This is a genomic window from Undibacterium sp. Dicai25W, from assembly GCF_049340505.1.
In the GTDB taxonomy this organism is placed as follows: domain Bacteria; phylum Pseudomonadota; class Gammaproteobacteria; order Burkholderiales; family Burkholderiaceae_D; genus Undibacterium; species Undibacterium jejuense.
Window position 1 is genome coordinate 1 of the sequence record NZ_JBMPOQ010000041.1, and the last position, 3636, is coordinate 3636.

5 protein-coding genes are annotated in these 3636 nt (G+C 34.7%); all 5 read right to left on the reverse strand.

Going from position 1 to position 3636, the window contains the following annotated elements:
- The coding region (locus ACO0KY_RS19465) for a hypothetical protein (RefSeq protein WP_423048862.1) at positions 1-1471 on the reverse strand (1471 nt) is incomplete at its 3' end.
- 13 nt (positions 1472-1484) lie between these two features.
- Positions 1485-1763 carry a hypothetical protein gene (locus ACO0KY_RS19470; protein WP_423048864.1) on the reverse strand — a complete coding sequence of 93 codons (279 nt, stop codon included), beginning with the start codon at positions 1761-1763 and terminating at the stop codon, positions 1485-1487.
- Between the two features lie 11 nt (positions 1764-1774).
- Positions 1775-2479: a hypothetical protein gene (locus tag ACO0KY_RS19475; RefSeq protein WP_423048866.1), complete on the reverse strand. Its 705-nt coding sequence runs from the start codon at positions 2477-2479 to the stop codon at positions 1775-1777.
- 254 nt (positions 2480-2733) lie between these two features.
- Positions 2734-2982 carry a hypothetical protein gene (locus ACO0KY_RS19480; protein ID WP_423048868.1) on the reverse strand — a complete coding sequence of 83 codons (249 nt, stop codon included), beginning with the start codon at positions 2980-2982 and terminating at the stop codon, positions 2734-2736.
- A gap of 2 nt (positions 2983-2984) precedes the next feature.
- Positions 2985-3636, reverse strand: a 652-nt coding sequence (locus tag ACO0KY_RS19485; protein WP_423048870.1) for a hypothetical protein, incomplete at its 5' end; no start/stop codon positions are given.

The following is a 3636-nucleotide window of genomic DNA, read 5'->3' on the forward strand; positions in this document are numbered from 1 at the left end:
GTTTCAGGTGGATATGGTCCAGGAGCCGGCGGAAGATACTTCTCTCTATTCCGTTCCTAAGGTTATCAACGGTTGAAAAAATACTTGATTTTGTGTCTTGTGCAAGTTTAGACAATTCAATAACACGAATGAAAGCATTGTTTAGCATGGTTCCTTTTGTTGTCATTTTTGAGTTTTCAATCAATTTAGACAATAAAGGATGTTTAGAAATATCTGGATTGTCTCCGTCCAAGCCTGTTCCAACTTTCATTTGGTCAACAATTTCCAAGAAAGATGCATAGTTGTTAGGAACTACTTTCATATTTAAAGCAAGTTCATCATAGAAAACTTTAGCAGGAACCAATGTCATTTCTGCTTGATTGCTCCAATAGTCTCCTTTGTCTTTGCTACCAAATTGGTTTCTCAATAAGTTGGCAAGTTGTGATGGTTCAAGGTTGTCAATGAAATTTAATTCTGGGCAATTTTCATGATCAATGAGTTGAATGAATGATGCACACTCTCTTGGCAATGAACCTTTTCCATCTCCAAGATATAAACCACAATCTTGTTTTCTAAGTTCATTTAAGGTTGGTCTAACTGCACCAGTTGTTTTGCCTGTGCGAGTTGAACCAAAGATAATTTCATGACTGAACAACTCATTGACGGTTAAGCCAACGGGTAATCCGCTATCAGGTGCGAACTTGTCGCCCATGTTTGCAAGAGTTCCTTTTGCATGTCCATAGGTCAAGAAATCTGTCTTGTCTTTTTTGGAGTTCTCTGCTTGGATTTGGCGAGAAATATTGACGGTTGCTGATCCATTTAATGACTCACGGTTTGAGATAGTAGAGTTGTATTGCAACTGAATAGCTCGTCTTTTCATGGTCAAGTTGTAGTGGATAAGTGGGAAAGTCGCTGGCAACATTCCAAGTGCCAAATTCACAATGCCACTAGAAAAACCAAAGTTCTGAGCAATTGGTGTGATGTAAGGTGCAATGCTTGCTGGTGCTACTGCAACGATTGCAAAACCTATGGTTTTCCAGAAACCAAAGAATGTCCAGAACATGCCCATGTAGGCAAGGATGACAGCTTGTCCAAGAAAGCCAATTCCTGCTGTATGGCTCCAAAGGTTCAAGGTGTAAACCACACTCCAAAGAGCTAAAAAAATCGCAATAGATGGACTTGCTGAACCAATGGAAAAGTCGTCTGGTAAGACTCTGCCTGCTACTGGATAGCCATTTTTTGTGACTAGCATGTCGCCTTGAATGTCTCTAAGGTCTGCTGGTAAATCTGGATCAGTGTTGTTGAAATCATGTCTATTGCAAACATCATCAACAAATTGTTCTGTTTCGGCTCTTTTCTTTTCAAGAGACTTTGAGAATAATTTAGATAATGCTTGTATTTTCAATTTGTCTTTGTTCTCCTTGATCAAATTTAAGTTATTTTTTCCAAAAATGTTTGGTAAAGATGCTGTATTTTTTATTATTGCTTTCATATATTTTCTCCTGTTATATGTTTTTGTTTTTATTTAATTGAGAATTAATTTCTAATTTCTCTCTTGTAATCATTCTCATTGATGATGTGTATGCATCAATGCTTAACCCATTACTGCGGAATTGTTCAATCTTGTATTGCTCTACCTGTTCTAAATTTTCCAATTCATATTTATAGTATGCTTGCTTGTCTGTTGCATATAAAAACATTGGCTTTATAGAAATAATAAACATTACTATAAGTAAGAATGCCATTGCATAAAGTGGGTTTTCTATTTCTTGATTATTTTTCATTTTTCATCTCCTTATTTATTTTTTTCTTGTCTTAAAAAATCTTTTACTGCATTCATTCTGTCTATCGCTGACTTGTTGATTTGTTTTTGATAATCAGTAGGGTTCTCAGATTTAAGAGTTGGAATTTTTTCATCAATCTCTTTTCTAACTGCTGAAATATCATAAATTGCATCAGTGCCTGTATCTATTGTTATTGACTTTGAATTGACAAGTTCTTTAATGATTTCATATCTTGATGCTATATCATTATTTAAATCAACATAAGATTGAATAAACTGTTTCTCATTTTTCGTATTGTTAAATTGCTCAGAAATTTCTTTTCCTTTTGACTGTGTTTGTTCAATCAAGTAATTTAGTTGAACCTTTGCTTGTTTCTCTACTTTATAGTTGGATTTGATGACTGATACTTTTTCTCCAACGAATACAAAGCCTTTGTTTGCCATATTTCCAAAGCTTAGAACAGCAACTGCAAGAATGACTGATATGTATGACACATGCTTAAACACGGTCAATCTCATTTCATTTTTATATAATTGAGATTTCATATTACTCCAATGTCCTGCGGTTGCTGGATGCAATGCTGTGTTAGCTTTTACTCTTTCATTTTCAAGTGCATAGAACTCATCAGCAGTGCAATTAACACCAAATGCTTTTGGATCTCCATAGATATACTTTCCAATAAAGATAAGTAATTTTGAACGGAATGTATAATTCATATTTGTTCTCCTTTTAAATATATACATCTATAAGATAAAAGATAATTTATCTTTGTCAATATCAAAACAAGATATATCAATATATATTTAATATTAATAGACAATAAAAAAAGGACTCCTAAGAGTCCTTGATATTTGTGCAATGGTGTATTTATTTCTTTTTATATGTTTGATACATAATTCAGTCTTTTTGGAGCTATGGAAAGAAAGGTCAAGCCTTTCAAATACCACCTACGGCATTCGGTGAACAATGGTCAGTCCTTGTCTATTTCCATCTCGGCAAAAAATGACTCTGCATCTTGGTAGTGTCCTAACTCAAACTCCCTGTTGCCCATCTCTATGAGTTGGATCAGTGCTTGGGTTTCTGTGAGTGGTGGTGTGCCTGGTTGTTCCTGGTCAGGCTGTTGCTGGTTCATGCTGTCTCTCCTGTGGGCTGTTGTAGCAGTGTAGGCATAGAGCAATAAGAAAGCCATCTGTTTTGAGTGGCTTTCTTGTTGGTTCATGCTTATTTTTTTGTTTTAAGGTCTGTGTAGTTTGGGAAAAGTTGTTCAGGTTTCTCTTTGATATATTTTGCAAACATTTCCATGCATTGAACTTTGCTTGGTAATTTATAGTAGTAGTTCTTTCCACTTTTCCAACTGGTTTTCCAATTTGCAGGGAACTCAAATATTTCAGCAAGTTTTCTTGATAAAAGTGTTTGCTCAATCTTTTCTCTTTTTGTGTTCTCACTGAACTCTAGAAAAAGTTGATTTCTATTGACCTTGATTGAGTTTAACTCCCATGAGTCAAGTTCATATTTTTCATCTCCATTTTGCTCAATAATTACATTGGTTAGTGAGTCAACAAAAATATCATCAGATAAAGAACCAAGGATAAATTTCTCAATAGCTGGCAATCCAATAGACTTAACATCTGTTTTGGCACTGTTGGCAATAATCTTTTTAGGGTTGAAATCAGATAGGTCAATTTCATTCATAAAGTAATTGCATAAAGCAATTTGCCCAAACCATAGCAAAATCTTTGACAATATGGATACTCTATTTGATTTCAATGCAGAGACAACACATACCAAATACTTTCTAATGGAGGAAAGTGTTTGGGGTGGTGAAATCTCAAAACAAGGAAAGCTTAAAAATTTAATCACATGCCCAGATAGA